We start from the raw sequence: 19,087 nt of genomic DNA on the forward strand, positions 1-19,087 counted from the left end.
GAAGATCTACTCGGGGGTACTCGAGGGCTACTCGGGGGTACTCGAGAGCTACTCGGGGGTTTCGTCCAGCGCGTGGGCGACCAGGGACAACAGCGTCTCGATCACCGGGACACGACGGCGGGCGTCCATGATCATTACAGGTATGCGCGGCGGGATCGTCAATGCCTCCCGCACGTCCTCGGGTTCGAAGCGCTCGCTGCCGTCGAAGTGGTTGACCGCGACGATGTACGGCAGCCCGCAGCTCTCGAAGTAGTCCAGCGCCGGGAAGCAGTCCTTCAGGCGCCGGGTGTCCGCGAGCACGACGGCCCCGATCGCGCCCCGCACCAGGTCGTCCCACATGAACCAGAACCGCTGCTGGCCCGGCGTGCCGAACAGATAGAGCACCAGGTCGTCGTCGAGGGTGATGCGGCCGAAGTCCATGGCCACGGTGGTGGTGAGCTTGCCGGGCGTGGCGGTGAGGTCGTCGGTCTCCTCGCTCGCCTCGGTCATCAGCGCCTCGGTCTGCAGAGGCGTGATCTCCGAGACGGCGGTGACCAGCGTGGTCTTGCCGACACCGAAACCGCCCGCCACGACTATCTTCGTGGCGATGGGGGCCCGGCCGCGGTCCGTCTGCCAGGACCGCACTTGCTCCTCCCCGTCGAGGAGCGGGGCGACGCCGGAGGCGTCAGAGACGGCGTAGTCCACTCAGCACCCTTTCCAGCAGAGCGCGGTCCGGGCGGCCCACGCCGTGACCGGTCCCCGTTCCGTACACACGGATCTTTCCCTGGTCCGCGAGGTCACTGAGCAGGACCCGGACCACACCGAGCGGCATCTTCAGCAGCGCGGCGATCTCGGCCACCGTACGCATGCGGCGGCAGAGTTCGACGATGGCCCGCATCTCCGGCATCACCCGGGTGTTGAGGGAACCATTCGTCAGTTCCTTGCGCTCCTCCGGGGCCTCAAGGGCGGCCACGAAGGTCTCCACCAGCAGGACGTGACCGAAGCGGGTACGGCCGCCGGTGAGCGAGTAGGGGCGGACGCGGGCGGGTTTGCGGTCGCCGCCGCGCACCGGGAGGTTCTGGCTGCGGTTCTTCGGCGCGTTGCTCACTGGCCGCTCCTCGTCGCGTCTGCCTCCAGGGATTTCCTCAGCTCACTGCGGAGCTCGGGGTTCAGGACGTGACCGGCGCGGCCGACGAACAGCGCCATGTGGTACGCCACGACACTCATGTCGCACTCCGCGGAGCCGTGTACGCCGAGCAGCGAGCCGTCGCTGATCGACATCACGAAGAGGCTGCCCTCGTCCATCGCGACCATCGTGTGCTTGACCCCGCCGAAGTCCATCAGCCGGGCGGCGCCGACGGTCAGGCTGCCGATGCCGGAGACGATGGTGGCGAGGTCGGCGGATGAGCCGCGCGGGCCGGCCCGGGTGGCCGTGCGGGCCTCCCGGGCCTCCTCGTTGCGGCCTGGGTCCGAGGAGAGCAGGAGCAGGCCGTCCGAGGAGACCACGGCGACCGACTGGATGCCGGACACCTCCTCCACGAGGTTGCTCAGCAGCCAGTGCAGGTTACGGGCCTCACTGCTCAGTCCGAAGGTACTGGGCGCGGTCAACTGCTTGCCTCCTCGACTGTGCCCCCCGTGGCTTCACCGGATGCGGCTGATCCGGGTACCGCTGATGTGGTGCTCGGCACCTGGTTCTGGCCGGTCTGCTCGGCGATCTCCGCCGCGACGTCACGGCGGCCGGCGTCGGCGCCGCTGCGGAAGCCGCCGAGCCTGCGGCGCAGGGCGTCGGCGTCGACGCCGGTGCCGCGCTGGCGGGGGGCCGGGGCTTGGGCGGTGATCTTGGGGGTGCGCTTGGGGAGGCCCTTGCTGGTGACCGGGTCCTCGTCGTCGACGCGGTCGTCCCCGACGGCACCGCCCGTGCGGGCTTCGCCGAAGCCGTCGTTCCCACCGGCACCGCCGGTGCGGCTTTCGTAGTCGACTGCGGGTGGCCCCAGCGGGGCCCGCTCACCGTCGGCACCTGCGGACCGCGGCCGCGTATGCCCCTCCGCGTCGGCGGGGTGCGTCCGCTCTCCGGTGCCGGCAGCGGGGTACGCCTGCTCGGCAGCAGCAGCGGGGTACGCCGGCTCCTCGGTGGTGGCTCGGGGCGGCTGTCCGGGTGTCGCGGTCGGTGGGTCCGTCAGGTCCGGGAGCAGGAGTTCCATCGTCGTCTCGGCGAAGGTCTCCGCCGGGGCCTTCGGGCGGGCCGTCGCTTCGGGGGCCGTCGCCCTCGGCGGGGCCGCCTGTTCGTGGGCGGGCTGTTCGTCGGCCCTCCGTACGGCCTGCTCCGCCAGCGTGACCAGGAGGTCGCCGGACTTCGACCGGCCGTAGAGGACGTTGGAGTTGACCTCCGCGTCCGCGCCGGGGAGGGAGAAGCCGTGGGTGCCGCCGGCAGCCGTGGTGGCGGAGGGGACCGCCGTCGCGGGGGCCGCGGCCAGCAGGGCCCGGGGCAGGACCACGACCGCCGCCACCCCGCCCTGCTTCTGCTCGCGCAGCTGCACCCGCACGCCGTGCCGGTGGGCCAGGCGGGCCACGACGTACAGACCGAGGCCGAGACCGCCCTCGCCCTCCTGGTCGTACGGCGCCTCGGGGTCGAAGTCGGCGAGGCGGCCGTTGAGGCGGACCATGCGGTCGGCGGTCATGCCGATGCCCTCGTCCTGCACGGAGAGCATGACCTCGCCGCTCTCCAGCAGCCAGCCGGAGATCTCCACCGGCACATCGGGCGGCGAGAACGAGGTGGCGTTCTCCATGAGTTCGGCGAGCAGGTGACTGAGGTCGTCGGCGGCGAAGCCCGCCACGTGTGCGTGCGGGGGCAGGGCCGAGATACGGACCCGCTCGTAGCGCTCGATCTCGCTGACCGCCGCCCGGACGACGTCCACCAGCGGGATCGCGCCCGCGTGCTGCTGGACGTGCTCGGTACCGGCGAGGACCAGGAGGTTCTCGCTGTGCCGGCGCATGACCGTGGCGAAGTGGTCGAGCTTGAAGAGGGTGGCCAGGCGGTCCGGGTCCTGCTCGCGCTCCTCCAGGCCCTCGATGACGGCGAGCTGCCGCTCGACGAGGCCGAGGGTGCGCAGCGCGAGGTTGACGAAGGTGCCGCCGATGCTGGTGCGCAGCCGCTCCAGCTGATTGCCGGCGTCGGCCAGTTCGGCGCGCAGTTCCTCGCGGGCGTCGGCCATCTTCTGGCGCTGGCCGACCAGGTGCTTGCGGTCGGTCTCCAGGGTGGCGATGCGGTCGTACAGCTCGGTGGCGTGTGTGTGCAGGGCATTGACCGAGCGGACGACCTGGGCGAACTCGTCGTCGCGGCCCGTGAACGTGATCGGTTCCGCGGTGCGCGGGTCCTCGGCCTCGGCCAGCCGCGCCGAGCCCCGGCGGAGCACCGAGAGGGGGCGGGTGAGGGTGCGGGCCATGGCCGTGGCGATGCCGACCGCCACCAGCATCAGGGCGCCCAGCACCGCGACCCGGATCTCCAGCGCGGTGACGTCGTCGTCGCGGAGCCCGGCGAGGTCCTTGGTGCGGTGGTCGTAGAGGGCGGACTCGGCGCCCCGCATCAGGTCGACCCGGGCGGACAGCGCCGTGTCCAGCTTCTTGGTGCCGGTGGCGAGGTCGTCGTCGGAGAGGGTCGGCTGGTCGGTGAGGGTGGCCAGGTACTTGTCGGCGTCGTTGACGTCGTTGCCGGTGACCGTGGAGTCGTACGACTCGACCGCCGCCTCGGGCGCGGTGTCGCGGAATGCGGCGAGGGCCGCGTCGGCGCGCAGCCTGGCCTGCTGGGCGGCGGCGGTGAGCGCGTCGCGCTGCTTGCGGTCGGCGTCGGAGGTGGTGGTGCTCGTGGTGGGCAGACCGGTGAGCGGGTCGATCGTGGTCCGGGTGGTGCTGGGGATGTCCAGGGCGGCGAGGAGGAGACCCCGGGCGGCCGCGGACTGCTGGACGGCGGAGTCCAGCTCGGCCAGCGCGTAGGCGCCGGAGCCGGCCCTCGGGGGCGTCTGCTCGGCCAGTTCCTCGGCGAGCCGGTGGAGTTCGGTGATGGTCCGGGAGTACGCCTCGTGCGCCTGCAGGGCCGTGCTCCGGCTGGTGAGCGCTGACCGGCGGACGGCCGCGATGCCGTCGAGGTCGGTGCGCAGCCAGCCCGGGATGTCGGTGGCCGCGCGCAGGTCCTCGACCTGGCGGTCGACCCGGGCGCCGCGGTCCTGCGAGGGCGCCTTGGACTTGGGGCGGCCCGCGGCGACGTAGGAGGTGACCTCGTCGCGCTCGTCGGCGAGCGAGTTGGCCAGCGCCAGCGCGTCCTGGGTGTGCCCGGCGAGGGTCACCAGGTCCTGGGAGTCGCTCAGCTGACCGGAGGCGGTCAGCAGGGCGGGCGCGCCGGCCCCCGCGATCGCCGCGGCGACCACCGCCACGGCCACGATCAGCCGCGTGCGGACATGCTTGCGGCGGCCGGTGCCGACGGGAGCGGCGGCCCCCGTTTCGGAGGCCGTCTTCTTGCCTGTGCGCCGAGGCCGCGTCTTCTGCACCGGTGCTCGCATTCCTGAACTCGTGTACCCAAGGAGCCGGGTGGCACCCCGTCATAATCCCCGGCATTTCGGTGCCAAGTGGTGCGTGTACCCGGTACGTGCACCCGTTATGTAGGTCCCCGACCCTCCCAGCGCCGGTGGGCGATGGTCTCGCATCGCCTGACCCGCCACCCGAAGGAGTGAACATCGGAGGGGAGTTGGCGGGCAAGTTCCGGCGGAGTGCGCGGAGCCCCTTTCCGGCGGGCCGGTTGGACGCGGACGACAGGCTTTGACAGGATGCGCCACCACGCCTTCCCGGAGTGCGCCATTCCACCCCAAAGCAGGCGGCTGACCTGCGAGACCGCGTGAATTCCCGGGCGGTTGCCAGCCTTTGGCGAAGATCGTGAAGGGGTCGTGCAGACTGGCCGGATGCGTACTGAACTCGTTTCGGAACCCGGTGCCCCCGACCGCCCCAACGAGGACTTCGCCGGTGTCGGGCTTCCCGCCTCGGGGCAGGGGGGTTGTGTGATCGTCCTGGACGGGGTCACTCCACCCGAGGACGGAACCGGGTGTCTGCATTCCGTCCCCTGGTTCACCGCGCGGCTCGGCGGCGCGCTGACCGAACTGACCGTTTCGGCACGAGATCTGACGCTGCGGGAGATCCTCGAACAGGCGATCCGGCGCACAGCCGACGCACATGGTGACACCTGTGACCTTTCTCACCCGCGCACGCCCCAGGCGACGGTCGTCGTGGCCCGCTGGTCCGAGGAGACCCTGGAGTACCTCGTCCTGTCCGACTCCGCGCTGCTCCTGCGCTCCCCCGACGGCGCGGTCACCCCGGTCCTGGACGACCGGCTCGACCGCGTCCCCCGCTCCTCGCTGGCCTCGGACGCGATCGCCGACGCCACGGTCCGCAACAAGGAGGGCGGCTTCTTCACGGCCGCCGCCGACCCCTCCGTCGCGGCCCGCGCGGTGGCCGGGAGCGTGCCCCGGGACCGGGTCGGCGCGCTCGCCGCCCTCACCGACGGGGTGACCCGCTGGACGGAGAAGTTCCACGAGGGCGACTGGGCGGCCCTCTTCGACGTCGTACGCAAAGAGGGCGCGCGGGCGCTGGTCGGCCGGGTACGGGAGCTGGAGGCGGCCGACCGGGAGAGGCGGACGTTCCTGCGGCGGAGCAAGACGCACGACGACGCGACGGTGGTGTACGTCGAGTTCTGAAGCCCCCGGCGCGCCGAAGCCCCCTGTGCGCCCTGAAGCCCCCGGCGGCTACTTCTCCATCACGCCGTTCAGCTGGTGCAGCAGTCGGGCCAGTTCGGCGACTTCCTGGCGCGGCCAGTGGGCGAGCTGGCTGACGTAACGGCCGCGGCGGGCCTCGCGGACCGTGCCGACCCGGCGCCGGCCCTCGTCGGTGAGGGCGACCAGCCAGGCCCGTCCGTCGGCCGGGTCGGGCTCGCGGGCGATCAGCCCGAGCTCCTCCAGGGCCCGCAGCTGGCGGGACATGGTGGCCTTGCCGACGCCGATGTAGGCGGCCAGTTCGGTGGCGCGCTGCCCACCGCACTCGTCGAGCCGGACCAGCAGGCCGTAGGCGGCGGACTCCAGATCGGGGTGGACCTCGCGGGCCATCTCCCCCTGGCTGGCCCGGGCGCGCCGCAGCAGCACCGTCAACTCGCGTTCCAGGGTGAGGAATTCCTGGTCGGCACCACCGGGCGTCAGCCCGGTGGCGGCGGGCTGTTCGTCGCCCTTTTCGTCCTCGTGCACGTCAGCACCCCTGATCGGTTTCGCAGTCCTGAAAGTTTCCGTCAAACCCCGTCATCGCCGCAGCTCGCCAAGTATTCCGCAGGCGTAGACCAACGGCAGCGCCCGGATCCCCTTCCCCGGCGTCTTCTACGTGCGTAGCGTCTCTGCCAGGCAATCGATGGCATGCCCACGCCAGCGGTACGCGTCGCGCCGTGTGACCCCGCGTCGTGTCGCGCCTCTCGCGCCGACCGTCTCTGGCATATCTGGGACCCCACCTCACCCCACGGAGGCACGTCATGCCCGTGCACAGACCCGCCCCCACCCTCCTCACCGGACTGCTCGCGCTGCTGCTCGCGACGGTCTCCCTGACCCCGGCCCACGCCGACACGGGCGCCCCCGCCCGCGGTTCGGCGTACATGGGCATGGGCGTGCTGGCCCACGACGGCCAGAGCGGTACGCCCAAGAGCGGCGACGCCACCCAGACCGAGGGCGTCGACGTCGCCGGCTACCAGGGCAACGTCGCCTGGTCGACCCTGCTGGGCAGCGGGGTCAAATGGGCGTACACCAAGGCGACCGAAGGCACCTACTACACGAACCCCTACTTCACCCAGCAGTACAACGGCTCCTACGACGTGGGCATGATCCGCGGCGCGTACCACTTCGCGACCCCGGACACCACGAGCGGCGCCACCCAGGCCAACTACTTCGTCGACCACGGCGGCGGCTGGTCCAAGGACGGCCGGACCCTCCCCGGCGTTCTCGACATCGAGTGGAACCCGTACGGCGCCGCGTGCTACGGCAAGTCCGCGAGCGCGATGGTCAGCTGGATCGCCGACTTCCTCACCACCTACAAGGCACGCACCGGCCGGGACGCCGTGATCTACACGGCGACCAGCTGGTGGACCGACTGCACCGGCAACTACAGCGGCTTCGCCGCCGCCAACCCGCTGTGGGTCGCCCGGTACGCCTCGGACGTGGGGACGCTGCCGGCCGGCTGGTCGTACTACACGGCGTGGCAGTACACGTCGTCCGGTCCGACCGTCGGAGACCACGACAAGTTCAACGGGGCCATTGACCGGGTGATCGCACTCGCCAACGGCTGACACCGCACAGCGCGAAGGCCCGGGCCTCCTCGCGGGGACCCGGGCCTTCTTCATCCGGCAGCGTCCGTCACGCCGCTACCGGAACCTCCGGCGTCGCGCCGTTCGTGGCGGGCGCGAGCGCCAGCTCCAGGACCTGGCGGACGTCGGTGACGGCGTGGACGTCGAGCTTGTCCAGCACCTCCGCCGGGACGTCGTCCAGGTCGGCCTCGTTGCGCTTGGGGATGATGACGGTGCTCACCCCGGCGCGCTGGGCGGCGAGCAGCTTCTGCTTCACGCCACCGATGGGCAGCACCCGCCCGGTCAGCGAGACCTCACCGGTCATCGCCACGTCCGTGCGGACCAGCCGCCCGGACAGGAGGGACGCGAGGGCCGTCGTCATGGTGACGCCGGCGCTCGGGCCGTCCTTCGGGACCGCGCCCGCCGGGAAGTGGATGTGCACGCCCCGCTCCTTCAGGTCGCCGACCGGGAGTTCCAGTTCGGCGCCGTGCGAGCGGAGGAAGGACAGGGCGATCTGCGCGCTCTCCTTCATCACGTCACCCAGCTGACCGGTCAGGGTCAGACCCGCCGCGCCCGTCTCCGGGTCGGCCAGGGACGCCTCCACGAAGAGGACGTCGCCGCCCGCTCCGGTGACCGCGAGCCCGGTCGCCACACCCGGGACCGCGGTACGGCGCTCGGCCGGGTCCTGGGCGGACTCGGGCACGTGGTGCGGCCGGCCGATCAGGTCGCGCAGGTCCTCGTCCCTGACCGTGAACGGCAGCTCCCGCTGCCCCAGTTCGTGCTGGGCCGCGACCTTGCGCAGCAGCCGGGCGATCGACCGCTCCAGGGTGCGGACGCCCGCCTCCCGGGTGTACTCGCCGGCGAGCTTGCGCAGCGCGCTCTCCTCCAGGACGACCTCGTCCTTGTCGATGCCCGCCCGCTCCAGCTGGCGCGGGAGCAGGTGGTCACGGGCGATGACGACCTTCTCGTCCTCGGTGTAGCCGTCCAGGCGGACCAGCTCCATGCGGTCGAGCAGGGCCTCCGGGATGGCCTCCAGGACGTTGGCGGTGGCCAGGAAGACGACGTCGGACAGGTCGAGTTCGACTTCCAGGTAGTGGTCGCGGAAGGTGTGGTTCTGCGCCGGGTCGAGGACCTCGAGCAGGGCGGCCGCCGGGTCGCCCCGGAAGTCGGACCCCACCTTGTCGATCTCGTCGAGCAGGACGACCGGGTTCATCGAGCCGGCCTCCTTGATCGCGCGCACGATCCGGCCGGGCAGCGCACCGACGTACGTACGCCGGTGACCACGGATCTCGGCCTCGTCCCGGACGCCGCCGAGGGCGACCCGGACGAACTTCCGTCCCATGGCATGGGCCACGGACTCACCGAGCGAGGTCTTGCCGACACCGGGCGGACCGACCAGCGCCAGCACGGCACCGCCACGGCGCCCGCCGATGACCCCGAGCCCCCGGTCGCTGCGGCGCTTGCGCACCGCCAGGTACTCGGTGATCCGCTCCTTCACGTCCTCCAGGCCGGCGTGCTCGGCGTCCAGGACCGCCTTGGCGCCCTGGATGTCGTACTCGTCCTCGGTGCGCTCGTTCCACGGCAGTTCCAGCACCGTGTCCAGCCAGGTGCGGATCCACGAGCCCTCGGGGGACTGGTCGCTGGACCGCTCCAGCTTGTCGACCTCCTTGAGGGCGGCCTCGCGGACCTTCTCCGGCAGGTCGGCGGCCTCCACGCGGGCGCGGTAGTCGTCGGACTCCTCGCCGTCCTTCGCGGAGTCGCCGTTCAGCTCGCGCAGCTCCTTGCGGACGGCTTCGAGCTGGCGGCGGAGCAGGAACTCGCGCTGCTGCTTGTCGACGCCCTCCTGGACGTCCTTGGCGATCGTCTCGGCGACGTCCTGCTCGGCGAGGTGGTCGCGGAGCTGCTGGGTGGCGAGCTTGAGACGGGCGACCGGGTCGACGGTCTCCAGGAGCTCGACCTTCTGCTCGACGGTCAGGAAGGGCGAGTAACCGGAGTTGTCGGCGAGCTGGGACACCTCGTCGATGGCCTGCACCCGGTCCACGACCTGCCAGGCGCCGCGCTTGCGCAGCCAGGCGGTGGCGAGGGCCTTGTACTCCTTGACCAGTTCGGTGACATGACCGGGCACCGGTTCCGGGACGTTCTCCTCGATACGGGTGCCCTCCACCCACAGGGCGGCACCCGGGCCGGTGGTACCGGCGCCGATGCGGACACGGTAACGGCCGCGGATCAGCGCGCCGGGGTCACCGTCGGCCAGCCGGCCGACCTGCTCCACGGTGCCGAGCACGCCGGTGCTCGGGTAGGTCCCGTCGATACGCGGCACCAGCAGCACCTTGGGCTTGCCGGGCTCGGTACGGGCGGCGGCCTGGGCGGCCTCCACGGCGGCACGTACATCGGGGTCCTTGAGGTCCAGCGGGACCACCATCCCGGGCAGCACGACCTCGCCGTCGAGCGGCAGCACAGGGAGGGTGAGTGATGCGGACGTCGAAGCCATGATCTCCCCTTCGGCATTGAACTTGAGCTATGCCGACTCAATGCACATGAGCCTGGGAATGTTCCCCGGGCTGCGTTCGCTCTGAGCGATCGGGTGGTGACCTGGCGGTATGGCACCTGTGAAGGAAAAACAGTGGACCGGCGCGGGTGCATTCCCCCTACGGTCGGCCGGTGACCGACACCGACCTCACGGCGACCCTGCTGGCCGCCTACGACGCCCAGATGCGCGCCGTCCAGCCCGTCCCCGCGCCCGGAATCACCTACGAGCACGACGGCCCCGCCCTCCGGGTCGTGGGCCAGCACCGCGGCTTCGTGACCGGGCCGCGCGACTGGGGCGGGGTGCGCGGCCCCGAGCTGGACGCGCTGATCGCCCGGCAGCGGGACTTCTTCGCGGCGCGCGGCGAGGCGGTGGAGTGGAAGACGCGCGGGCACGACGACCCGGCGGACCTCCCCGGCCGGCTGCGCGCGGCGGCCTTCGTGCCCGAGCCGCGGGAGACGGTCGTGATCGCCCTGGTCGAGGACCTGGCCGTACGGTCCCCGGTGCTTCCCCCGGAGGTGGCCCTGCGCCGGGTCACCGCCGACGCGGACCTGGACCGCATCGCCGCGCTGGAGACGGCGGTGTGGGGCGAGGACATGGCGTGGATCGCCGGGTACCTGAGGGGCCGGCTCACGGTCGCACCCGACGACAACGAGGTGTACGTGGCCGAGGCGGCCGGGGAGGTCGTGTCGGCGGCCTGGGTGGCCTTCCGGCCCGGCACGGACTTCGCCATGCTGCTGGGCGGCTCCACGCTCGCCGAGTGGCGGGGCAAGGGCATCTACCGCGCGCTGGTGGCCCTGCGGGCGGCCCGGGCGGCCGCCCGGAACGCGCCCTACCTCCTCGTGGAGGCCTCGGCCGACAGCGCCCCGATCCTGAAGCGGCTGGGCTTCAGGGCGGTGACGACGACAACCCCGTACGTCTGGACCCCGGCTCACTGACGCGGTCCACGGAGTACTGCCGCACCGTCCCCACGGAAGCCGGCCGACGCCGGATCCCGTGCCCCGGCCCACACCGTCCGATCGCCACCGACGCACCGCCGTGCCGGGTGACGGCGGTCTCGGCCTGCCGCTGGAGCGGGCTCGTCCGGTACTTCTCGTCGAGCGGCACCCCGGCCCCCTGCGCCGACCGCCGAATCAGCGGTCGACGACCCGAGCGCCTGCACGGTGCGACACGGCGGCGGGCAGCGGCTCCGGGAATCCCGGAGTCGGCCAAGGGGCCCGCGGCGCCGCGCCGGGACTGAGCCCCTGGGTCACGGAGCGGTCGTGGTCGTACCGCTCGCGCCCGCCCGGACCTGTTCCCGGTACCAGCGCCGGACCACCGGCCAGAGTGCGGTCCCGATGCCCAGTGAGATCAGATGGCCCCAGTTGGTCATCGGGTCCTCGAAGGCGATGAGGTCGGTGACGAGGCTGTAGCCGACCAGGGCGAGCAGGGGCCAGCGCAGCCAGGGGGCGAGCAGGCCGGAGAGGGCGCCGATGCTGGCGGCCACGCCGAAGCTGATGCCGTAGTCGAGGCGGTGCAGGGAGGTGTCGGGGAGGTGCCCGACCAGGACCGCGAGGCCGACCGGGACCTCGGTGGCGAGGGTGGCCAGGACATGGCCCGCCAGGAAGACGAGGATCGTCCGGGCGCCCCCTATCCGCCGCTCCAGCGCGGTCAGGACCAGCACGAAGGCGAGGGCGTACGGGGAGAGGAGACCGCCGGCGACCCACAGCGCACTGGCCAGCAGGACGAAGACCGGTGTGCGCAGGAGGTGGGCGACGTCGGTACTGGAGTCCTGGTAGACGGCGTGCAGCAGGCCGGGGCCGGCGCAGACGGCAAAGAGCGAGGTCAGGGCCAGGACCGCCGCGTAGGTGAAGGTGACCGGGGCGCCGGTGGGGGTGGGGAGCAGACGCCAGGGCCGCACCCGGAGGGCGGGACGGGGAGCCGTCGGGGCGGGGAGCGCACCCGAGCCGCGCTGGCGGGGCACACCGTCCAGCAGGACGGCCACCTCCGCCGCGGGGAACGGCCCCGCCGCCAGAGCCCCCGGCGAAGCCGCCGGAACAAGCTCCGGCGTGGGCGTCGTTGCGGCCCCAACGGTCCGTTCCACGGTGAGGCGCTCCTTCCGTTTCACCTCACCAGCCTTCGTCGTCCCACGAGTCGCTGTCTATGACCGAGGCCACGCGGGGAGCGATTCACAGGATTTTCTGAAGAACCGTGAGGGGTCGGGAGGAACCATATGAGTCACCTGCGGCCACCCGCGGGCGCGAAGCGCCGGGCGGCCCCTCGAACGAGTGACGCCCGGGGGACCGTCCGACACCCGTAATTCGCGTGGCCGCAAAGCCCTGTTGGGGCAGGATGGCCGACATGGCGAACATCATGGGCACGACGTCCGTGGACGACGGTCCTCCCGTGGTCCTGGACCGGCGCGAGGGGCCGTACGGCGAGGTGGTCCTGCGCAGACACGGCGGGCTGCTGCAGATCATCGCCAACGGCTGCTTCCTGATGGACACCTCCGACGGCCGCTCGGAGCGGCTGCTCGTGGACGCCGCCCGGGATGCCCTGGACGGACGGGCGGAGCCGGCCGTGCTGATCGGCGGGCTGGGCGTCGGGTTCTCGCTCGCGCACGCCGCGCGGGACCCCCGCTGGGGGCGGATCACGGTCGTGGAGCGGGAGCCGGCGGTCGTGGACTGGCACCGGGACGGCCCGCTGTCGCCGCTGTCCTCAGGCGCGTTCGCCGATCCGCGCACGGTGATCGTGGAAGACGATCTCGTCACGTACGTCAATGAGACTTCCGACACATTCGACGCGCTGTGCCTGGACATCGACAACGGGCCCGGCTGGACCGTCGACGAGGACAACGAGGGCCTCTACTCACCGGCCGGACTCGCAAGCTGCGCAAGGGTGTTGAGACTGGGCGGGGTACTCGCCGTGTGGTCCGCGCAGCCCTCTGCCGAATTCGAGGAAACCTTGTGGAATGCCGGGTTCAAACAGGTGCGTACCGAAGAGATCCCGGTTGCCCGGGGCGTTCCGGACGTCGTTCACCTTGCCGTCCGCCCTGGATAGCGAGTGCGCCGCCTGTCCCCGTAATGTGCATCCCTGACGCGGATCATTCAAGCGTCAATCGCAGTCATGGGATCACCCCACTGGTTCCGGAAAGCACACAGGGGCGGGCGATGGAGCAGACACACACCTCCCACAACAGCGCGGCGACGGCTACTCCGGGCGCCCAGCGCCGGGTTCTGGTCGTCGAGGACGACCCCACGATCGTGGACGCCATCGCGGCCCGCCTGCGCGCCGAGGGATTTCTCGTGCAAACCGCGGGCGACGGGCCGGCGGCCGTCGACACCGCCGAGGCCTGGCAGCCCGACCTGCTGATCCTCGACATCATGCTGCCCGGCTTCGACGGTCTGGAGGTCTGCCGTCGCGTGCAGGCCCAGCGGCCGGTGCCGGTGCTGATGCTCACCGCGCGCGACGACGAGACCGACATGCTGGTCGGCCTCGGGGTCGGCGCCGACGACTACATGACCAAGCCGTTCTCCATGCGGGAGCTGGCGGCCCGGGTGCACGTCCTGCTGCGCCGGGTGGAGCGGGCGGCCGTCGCGGCCTCCACCCCCCGGTCCGGCATCCTGCGCCTGGGCGAGCTGGAGATCGACCACGCGCAGCGCCGGGTGCGGGTGCGCAGCGAGGACGTACACCTCACGCCGACCGAGTTCGACCTGCTGGTGTGCCTGGCCAACACCCCGCGCGCGGTGCTCTCCCGTGAGCAGCTGCTCGCCGAGGTGTGGGACTGGGCGGACGCCTCCGGCACCCGCACGGTCGACAGCCACATCAAGGCACTGCGCCGGAAGATCGGCGCCGAGCGGATCCGCACCGTGCACGGTGTGGGCTACGCGCTGGAGACACCGACGCCATGACCGCCGGGCCGGCCGGACCGAGAGGCCCCGGGGACGAGCCCTGGGGCACCGTGCGCCCGTTCTCGATCAAGACCAAGCTCGGCGCGCTCGTCGTCGTCTCGGTCCTGATCACCACGGGTCTGTCGATGATCGCGGTGCACACCAAGACGGAGCTCCGCTTCATCACGGTCTTCTCGATGATCGCCACACTGCTGATAACGCAGTTCGTGGCCCATTCGCTCACCGCGCCGCTGGACGACATGAACGCGGTGGCCCGGTCCATCTCGCAGGGTGACTACACACGCCGGGTGCGGGAGAACCGCCGGGACGAGCTGGGCGACCTGGCCGAGACGATCAACGTCATGGCCGACGAGCTGGAGGCCCAGGACCGCCAGCGCAAGGAACTGGTGGCGAACGTCTCGCACGAGCTGCGCACGCCCATCGCGGGCCTGCGGGCCGTCCTGGAGAACGTCGTCGACGGGATCGCCGAGCCGGACACCGAGACCATGCGCACGGCCCTGAAGCAGACCGAGCGCCTCGGACGGCTGGTGGAGACCCTGCTGGACCTCTCCCGCCTGGACAACGGCGTCGTACCGCTGCGGCAGCGCCGCTTCGAGGTGTGGCCGTACCTCTCGGGCGTGCTCAAGGAGGCCAACATGGTCGCCGGGGCGCGCGGTCTGGCCTCGAACTCCGGCAGTCACACCCGTACGGACGTCCATCTGCACCTGGACGTCTCCCCGCCGGAGCTGACCGCGCACGCCGACCCGGAGCGCATCCACCAGGTGGTGGCGAACCTCATCGACAACGCGGTCAAGCACAGCCCGCCGCACGGCCGGGTGACCCTGAAGGCCCGGCGCGGCCTGCAGCCGGAGTCGCTGGAGCTGGAGGTCCTCGACGAGGGCCCCGGCATTCCGCGCTCGGAGTGGCACCGCGTCTTCGAGCGCTTCAACCGGGGAGCCGTACGACGGCCGCACGGGCCCGGCAGCGACGGCGGTACGGGGCTGGGGCTGGCGATCGCCCGGTGGGCGGTTGATCTGCACGGCGGCCGGATCGGCGTGGCCGAATCCGACCGGGGCTGCAGGATTATCGTCACCCTCCCGGGGCTTTGATCCGTGCCAAGTTGACGTAAAGTTCGGTCCGGAGCCTCAAGATCCACCGGTGGTCCCGCGGACGACCGCGCAGCCGGACACGTGTGATCAGGTGCGGCCTCCGCGCACGTCGCGGCGGGGCCTGGAGCGAGGTGATCACCGGCGTGGCGGAGCCATGCCCGATTCAGTCCTCGCACAGCGGAACTACGCTTGTTTCCCGCCATTTCAAGCCCCGAAACACGGTTTCCGATGTGACTTACACGACGATGAACCGGCCCGAGCTGACCTTCACGCTCTTGGAGGCGTAGCCTTAATTCCCGCTGTCCATCACCTTGTGAAGCGGAAGAGGGCGGTTGCCGCCGTGTCGCCACAGTCCCCCAGTAACTCGAGCATCTCGACCGACGCAGACCAAGCGGGCAAGAATCCCGCAGCCGCGTTCGGACCGAACGAGTGGCTCGTCGACGAGATCTATCAGCAGTACCTCCAGGACCCGAATTCGGTAGACCGTGCCTGGTGGGACTTCTTCGCCGACTACAAGCCGGGAGCGCCCGCCGCCTCGGCTCCGGCAGGTACCGCGGCCGCGGGGGCCGCGGGCACCACGACGCCCGCGCAACCGCAGGCGCAGCAGGCCGCGGCCCCGGCCGCACCGGCGCCCACCACGCCCGCGCCCGCCGTTCAGGCGCCCGTGGCGCCTGCCCCGGCCGCCCCGGCCGCTCCCCAGGCCGCAGCGCCCGCTCCGGCGCCCGCGAAGCCCGCCGCCGCTCCGGCCCCGGCCGCCGCGAAGCCGGACGCCGCCGCGAAGGCAGCGCCCGCCGCCGGGGCGCCCGATGGTCCCGAGCTGGTCACCCTGCGTGGTCCCGCCGCGGCCGTCGCGAAGAACATGAACGCCTCGCTGGAGCTGCCGACGGCCACCTCGGTCCGCGCGGTCCCGGTGAAGCTGCTCTTCGACAACCGGATCGTCATCAACAACCACCTGAAGCGCGCCCGGGGCGGGAAGATCTCCTTCACGCACTTGATCGGCTTCGCGATGGTGCAGGCCATCAAGGCCATGCCGTCGATGAACTGGCACTACGCGGAGAAGGACGGGAAGCCCACCCTCGTCAAGCCCGCGCACGTCAACTTCGGCCTGGCCATCGACCTGGTGAAGCCCAACGGCGACCGCCAGCTCGTCGTGGCCGGCATCAAGAAGGCCGAGACGCTGAACTTCTTCGAGTTCTGGCAGGCCTACGAGGACATCGTCCGCCGCGCCCGCGACGGCAAGCTGACGATGGACGACTTCTCCGGTGTCACGGTCTCCCTGACCAACCCCGGCGGCCTCGGCACGGTCCACTCGGTACCGCGTCTGATGCCCGGCCAGTCGGTCATCATGGGCGTCGGCTCCATGGACTACCCGGCGGAGTTCCAGGGCACCTCCCAGGACACCCTGAACAAGCTCGGCATCTCGAAGGTCATGACGCTCACGTCGACCTACGACCACCGGGTCATCCAGGGCGCCGCCTCCGGCGAGTTCCTGCGCGTCGTCGCCAACTACCTCCTCGGCGAGAACGGCTTCTACGACGACATCTTCGAGGCGCTGCGCATCCCCTACGAGCCGGTCCGCTGGCTCAAGGACATCGACGCCTCGCACGACGACGACGTCACCAAGGCCGCCCGGGTCTTCGAGCTGATCCACTCCTACCGGGTCCGCGGCCACGTCATGGCCGACACCGACCCGCTGGAGTACAAGCAGCGCAAGCACCCCGACCTGGACATCGTCGAGCACGGCCTCACCCTGTGGGACCTGGAGCGCGACTTCGCCGTCGGCGGCTTCGCCGGCAAGTCGATGATGAAGCTGCGCGACATCCTCGGCGTGCTGCGTGACTCGTACTGCCGCACCACCGGCATCGAGTTCATGCACATCCAGGACCCCAAGCAGCGCAAGTGGATCCAGGACCGCGTGGAGCGCCCGCACTCCAAGATGGAGCGCGAGGAGCAGCTGCGGATCCTGCGCCGCCTGAACGCCGCGGAGGCCTTCGAGACCTTCCTGCAGACGAAGTACGTCGGCCAGAAGCGCTTCTCCCTGGAGGGCGGCGAGTCCGTCATCCCGCTGCTCGACGCGGTGCTGGACTCGGCCGCCGAGTCCCGCCTGGACGAGATCATCATCGGCATGGCCCACCGCGGCCGGCTGAACGTGCTCGCCAACATCGTCGGCAAGTCGTACGCGCAGATCTTCCGCGAGTTCGAGGGCAACCTCGACCCGAAGTCGATGCACGGCTCCGGCGACGTGAAGTACCACCTGGGCGCCAACGGCACCTTCACCGGCCTGGACGGCGAGCAGATCAAGGTCTCGCTGGCCGCCAACCCGTCCCACCTGGAGACGGTCGACCCGATCATCGAGGGCATCGCCCGCGCCAAGCAGGACGTCATCAACAAGGGCGGCACGGACTTCACGGTGCTGCCGGTGGCGATCCACGGCGACGCGGCCTTCGCGGGCCAGGGCGTGGTGGCCGAGACCCTGAACATGTCGCAGCTGCGCGGCTACCGCACCGGCGGCACGGTCCACATCGTCATCAACAACCAGGTCGGCTTCACCGCGGCCCCCGAGTCCTCGCGCTCCTCCATGTACGCGACGGACGTGGCCCGGATGATCGAGGCCCCGATCTTCCACGTGAACGGCGACGACCCGGAGGCCGTGGTGCGCGTCGCGCGCCTCGCCTTCGAGTTCCGTCAGGCGTTCAACAAGGACGTGGTGATCGACCTCATCTGCTACCGCCGCCGCGGTCACAACGAGTCGGACAACCCGGCCTTCACCCAGCCGCTGATGTACGACCTGATCGACAAGAAGCGCTCGGTGCGCAAGCTCTACACCGAGTCCCTGATCGGTCGCGGCGACATCACCCTGGAAGAGGCCGAGCAGGCCCTGCAGGACTACCAGGGCCAGCTGGAGAAGGTCTTCACGGAGGTCCGCGAGGCCACCGCGCAGCCGGCCGTCGCGGACGCCCAGGCACCGCAGGACGGCTTCCCGATCGCCGTCCCGACGGCGATCTCCACGGAGGTCCTCAAGCGGATCGCCGAGTCCCAGGTCAACATCCCGGACTACTTCACCGTCCACCCGCGTCTGCTGCCGCAGCTGCAGCGCCGGGCGGCGATGATCGAGGACGGCACGATCGACTGGGGCATGGGCGAGACCCTCGCCATCGGCTCGCTGCTGATGGAGGGCACCCCGGTCCGGCTCTCCGGCCAGGACTCCCAGCGCGGCACCTTCGGCCAGCGCCACGCGGTCCTGATCGACCGCGAGACCGGCGCCGACTACACCCCGCTGCTGTACCTGTCCGAGGACCAGGCCCGCTACAACGTCTACAACTCGCTGCTCTCCGAGTACGCGGTGATGGGCTTCGAGTACGGCTACTCGCTCACCCGTCCGGACGCGCTGGTGATGTGGGAGGCCCAGTTCGGCGACTTCGCCAACGGCGCCCAGTCGGTCATCGACGAGTACATCTCGGCGGCCGAGCAGAAGTGGGGCCAGACCTCCGGCGTCACGCTGCTGCTCCCGCACGGCTACGAGGGCCAGGGCCCGGACCACTCCTCGGCCCGTATCGAGCGCTACCTCCAGCTGTGCGCGCAGAACAACATGACGGTCGCGATGCCGACCCTGCCGTCGAACTACTTCCACCTCCTGCGGTGGCAGGTGCACAACCCGCACCACAAGCCGCTGGTCGTCTTCACCCCGAAGTCGATGCTGCGCCTCAAGGCGGCGGCCTCGAAGGCGGAGGAGTTCACGAGCGGGCAGTTCCGCCCGGTCATCGGCGACGCCTCGGTCGAGGCGAACGCGGTCCGCAAGGTCGTCTTCTGCACCGGCAAGGTCTACTACGACCTGGAGGCCGAGCGGCAGAAGCGCGGTGTCACGGACACGGCGATCATCCGTGTCGAGCGCCTGTACCCGCTGCCGGGTGCGGAGCTCCAGGCGGAGGTCAACAAGTACCCGAACGCCGAGAAGTACCTGTGGGCCCAGGAGGAGCCGGCGAACCAGGGTGCCTGGCCGTTCATCGCCCTCAACCTGATCGACCACCTGGACCTGGCGGTCGGCGCGGACGTCCCGGCCGGCGAACGCCTGCGCCGCATCTCCCGCCCGCACAGCTCCTCCCCGGCCGTCGGTTCCGCGAAGCGGCACCAGGCGGAGCAGGAGCAGCTGGTGCGTGAGGTGTTCGAGGCGTAAGCCTGCGGATCCTGAAGGTCAGCACGCCGAAGGGCCCGGTCCCCCGTCACGGAGGCCGGGCCCTTCGGCGTT

14 protein-coding genes are annotated in these 19,087 nt (G+C 71.1%); 7 read left to right on the forward strand and 7 right to left on the reverse strand.

The features are described from left to right. Positions 1-48: 48 nt before the first annotated feature. From ACWGJB_RS13450 to ACWGJB_RS13465, 4 genes are read right to left on the reverse strand one after another with little or no spacing between them, the layout of a single operon-like run. Positions 49-684 carry a GTP-binding protein gene (locus tag ACWGJB_RS13450; RefSeq protein ID WP_453380322.1) on the reverse strand — a complete coding sequence of 212 codons (636 nt, stop codon included), beginning with the start codon at positions 682-684 and terminating at the stop codon, positions 49-51. After that, positions 665-1,087 (reverse strand): DUF742 domain-containing protein, encoded by a 423-nt coding sequence (locus ACWGJB_RS13455; protein WP_352226025.1) that lies wholly within the window; start codon positions 1,085-1,087, stop codon positions 665-667. The genes ACWGJB_RS13450 and ACWGJB_RS13455 overlap by 20 nt, the downstream gene beginning before the upstream one ends. Further along, complete coding sequence (locus ACWGJB_RS13460) at positions 1,084-1,587, reverse strand: roadblock/LC7 domain-containing protein (protein WP_453380323.1); 504 nt, start codon at positions 1,585-1,587, stop codon at positions 1,084-1,086. The genes ACWGJB_RS13455 and ACWGJB_RS13460 overlap by 4 nt, the downstream gene beginning before the upstream one ends. After that, a complete protein-coding gene (locus tag ACWGJB_RS13465; protein WP_453380324.1) occupies positions 1,584-4,520 on the reverse strand; it encodes a sensor histidine kinase in 2,937 nt (978 codons plus the stop codon). Before ACWGJB_RS13465 ends, ACWGJB_RS13460 begins: the two co-directional genes overlap by 4 nt. 408 nt (positions 4,521-4,928) lie before the next feature. On the opposite strand from ACWGJB_RS13465, the gene ACWGJB_RS13470 reads away from it, so the two are divergent. Beyond that, positions 4,929-5,717, forward strand: a complete 789-nt coding sequence (locus tag ACWGJB_RS13470) for a protein phosphatase 2C domain-containing protein (RefSeq protein WP_453380325.1) — start codon at positions 4,929-4,931, stop codon at positions 5,715-5,717. Positions 5,718-5,765: 48 nt separating this feature from the next. Here the strand turns inward: ACWGJB_RS13470 and ACWGJB_RS13475 are convergent, their stop codons facing one another. Then, the gene (locus tag ACWGJB_RS13475) at positions 5,766-6,257 is read right to left on the reverse strand and encodes a MarR family winged helix-turn-helix transcriptional regulator (RefSeq protein ID WP_453380326.1); all 492 of its coding nucleotides are present in this window, start codon (positions 6,255-6,257) and stop codon (positions 5,766-5,768) included. Between the two features lie 275 nt (positions 6,258-6,532). Between ACWGJB_RS13475 and ACWGJB_RS13480 the strand changes: the two genes are divergently transcribed. Continuing rightward, complete coding sequence (locus ACWGJB_RS13480) at positions 6,533-7,339, forward strand: lysozyme (protein ID WP_453380327.1); 807 nt, start codon at positions 6,533-6,535, stop codon at positions 7,337-7,339. A gap of 67 nt (positions 7,340-7,406) precedes the next feature. On the opposite strand, the gene lon is transcribed toward ACWGJB_RS13480, so the two are convergent. Beyond that, positions 7,407-9,827, reverse strand: coding sequence for an endopeptidase La (gene lon, locus ACWGJB_RS13485; RefSeq protein ID WP_453380328.1), 2,421 nt, complete (start codon positions 9,825-9,827; stop codon positions 7,407-7,409). 170 nt (positions 9,828-9,997) lie between these two features. Between lon and ACWGJB_RS13490 the strand changes: the two genes are divergently transcribed. Continuing rightward, positions 9,998-10,801: a GNAT family N-acetyltransferase gene (locus ACWGJB_RS13490; protein WP_453380329.1), complete on the forward strand. Its 804-nt coding sequence runs from the start codon at positions 9,998-10,000 to the stop codon at positions 10,799-10,801. 311 nt (positions 10,802-11,112) lie between these two features. On the opposite strand, the gene ACWGJB_RS13495 is transcribed toward ACWGJB_RS13490, so the two are convergent. Next, on the reverse strand, positions 11,113-11,946 hold the full coding sequence (locus tag ACWGJB_RS13495; protein ID WP_453380330.1) for a rhomboid-like protein: 834 nt from the start codon (positions 11,944-11,946) through the stop codon (positions 11,113-11,115). A gap of 257 nt (positions 11,947-12,203) precedes the next feature. Between ACWGJB_RS13495 and ACWGJB_RS13500 the strand changes: the two genes are divergently transcribed. The 4 genes from ACWGJB_RS13500 to ACWGJB_RS13515 all read left to right on the forward strand — a co-directional run bounded on the left by ACWGJB_RS13500 (position 12,204) and on the right by ACWGJB_RS13515 (position 19,015). After that, positions 12,204-12,902: a spermine/spermidine synthase domain-containing protein gene (locus ACWGJB_RS13500; RefSeq protein ID WP_453380331.1), complete on the forward strand. Its 699-nt coding sequence runs from the start codon at positions 12,204-12,206 to the stop codon at positions 12,900-12,902. Between the two features lie 110 nt (positions 12,903-13,012). Continuing rightward, positions 13,013-13,753 (forward strand): response regulator transcription factor, encoded by a 741-nt coding sequence (locus ACWGJB_RS13505; protein ID WP_453380332.1) that lies wholly within the window; start codon positions 13,013-13,015, stop codon positions 13,751-13,753. Further along, positions 13,750-14,841 (forward strand): HAMP domain-containing sensor histidine kinase, encoded by a 1,092-nt coding sequence (locus ACWGJB_RS13510; protein ID WP_360477107.1) that lies wholly within the window; start codon positions 13,750-13,752, stop codon positions 14,839-14,841. The genes ACWGJB_RS13505 and ACWGJB_RS13510 overlap by 4 nt, the downstream gene beginning before the upstream one ends. A 340-nt stretch (positions 14,842-15,181) precedes the next feature. Beyond that, on the forward strand, positions 15,182-19,015 hold the full coding sequence (locus ACWGJB_RS13515; protein WP_453380333.1) for a multifunctional oxoglutarate decarboxylase/oxoglutarate dehydrogenase thiamine pyrophosphate-binding subunit/dihydrolipoyllysine-residue succinyltransferase subunit: 3,834 nt from the start codon (positions 15,182-15,184) through the stop codon (positions 19,013-19,015). Positions 19,016-19,087: the final 72 nt, after the last annotated feature.

The organism is Streptomyces sp. NPDC054813 (assembly GCF_053611365.1).